We start from the raw sequence: 1,538 nt of genomic DNA on the forward strand, positions 1-1,538 counted from the left end.
ACCCCTAAGAAGAAGGAAAGAAAGGGGCGGCTCCGCCCCCCTTCAGAACCCCCTGCAAGGGGGCCAGCCCCCTTGACCCCTTCTTGTCGTGTTGACATTGGGTTGATTATACACAACATTTCAATTGTATAGCTGAACTATTACAATACAAGATACATGGCATTCTTACGGGGTCAAGGGGACTATGCCAGCCCACACTACTTTACCTCCTGGAGCGACAAATAAATACAACCACCCTCCTTCTTTGTCTTATGCTGCATGCTATCGAAACGTGCTATAATAGTTGACATGGACGATAGCGTTGTTGTAATAGATGAGGTGTAGTGTATGCATAGATGCGCTGATGCTTCGATTTTAGTTGTGCTTCCTGCCTACAACGAGCAGGATAACATTGCCACCGTTATAGACAAGATACGCGCCGCCTCCATTGCCCACGATATCCTTGTCGTCGATGACGGTTCCACGGACTCAACCCAACTAATCGCCACGGACAAGGGGGTTGAGGTCATCAGACACACCATAAACCTCGGCTATGGCGGGGCACTTCAGACGGGGTTCCGTTTCGCCATAGACAAGGGGTACGATTACGTTGTCACCCTCGATGCAGATGGTCAGCATGACCCAAAATACATCTGCAACCTCTTTGATGCCATGCAGGAAAATGCCGCAAATGTGGTCATCGGCAGCCGTATCATAGACGGGGCCTACAAGAGGGGTCTGGCCAGAGGCATCGGGACGGTTGTATTTTCCGCGATCACGATGCTGTATACGGGCAAGAGATTTACCGATCCAACGAGCGGCTTTCAACTGCTGGATAAGAGCGTCCTTTCGTATCTGTCAAAAGGGGACAACTACCCGCTGGACTATCCCGATGCCAATATCATCATGCTCCTGCACAAGAACAGGTTCACGGTGGTTGAGACCCCCGTGCGGATGTATGAACGCCTCAGGGGAAAGTCCATGCACAGCGGCTTAAAACCGATCATGTACGTCATCAGGATGTTGCTGTCCATTGTGATGGTAATTATAAGGAGGGATTGAGGGTGTCACCAGGGGCAAGGATATTCATTATCTGTCTGGGAATATTTATCTTTGGACTTGTCTTTGAACTTGTCAGACGTAAGAGTTTCAGAGAGGAGCTGTCTATTCTGTGGTTTGCCGTGGCCGTTTGTATAATCATGGGTGCGTTTTCGGATATCCTGATAAACCCCTTGGCACAGATGTTAGGCATCGGTTATCCGCCGATTATGGTCCTGGTGCTCCTGGTGGTTTTGTTGATCCTGTCGCTTTTGTATTTCTCGGTGGTTATCTCTGACATGAAGGGCAGGCTCAAGGAGCTTACGCAAAAAACCGCCTTCCTGGAATACGAATTGAAGTCCGTTAAAAAGGCATCGAATAAGAAAACCCATAAATTATAGAGCGTTTTAGATGTATCTTCTTTATATCTCATGGTAGCACAAGGAAGAAAGGGGCGGCTCCGCCCCCCTTCAGAACCCCCCGCAAGGGGACCAGTCCCCTTGACCCCTTCTTGCGAAACA

General features: G+C 49.3%; 2 protein-coding genes. Both read left to right on the plus strand.

The features are described 5' to 3' along the window. The first annotated feature begins 327 nt into the window (after nucleotides 1-327). Nucleotides 328-1,041 (plus strand): glycosyltransferase family 2 protein, encoded by a 714-nt coding sequence (locus HWQ67_RS18215; protein ID WP_218254116.1) that lies wholly within the window; start codon nucleotides 328-330, stop codon nucleotides 1,039-1,041. Nucleotides 1,042-1,043: 2 nt separating this feature from the next. After that, the gene (locus HWQ67_RS18220; protein ID WP_218254117.1) at nucleotides 1,044-1,418 is read left to right on the plus strand and encodes a DUF2304 domain-containing protein; all 375 of its coding nucleotides are present in this window, start codon (nucleotides 1,044-1,046) and stop codon (nucleotides 1,416-1,418) included. Nucleotides 1,419-1,538: the final 120 nt, after the last annotated feature.

The sequence above is a fragment of the Candidatus Magnetobacterium casense genome (assembly GCF_019173545.1).
GTDB classification, from domain to species: domain Bacteria; phylum Nitrospirota; class Thermodesulfovibrionia; order Thermodesulfovibrionales; family Magnetobacteriaceae; genus Magnetobacterium; species Magnetobacterium cryptolimnobacter.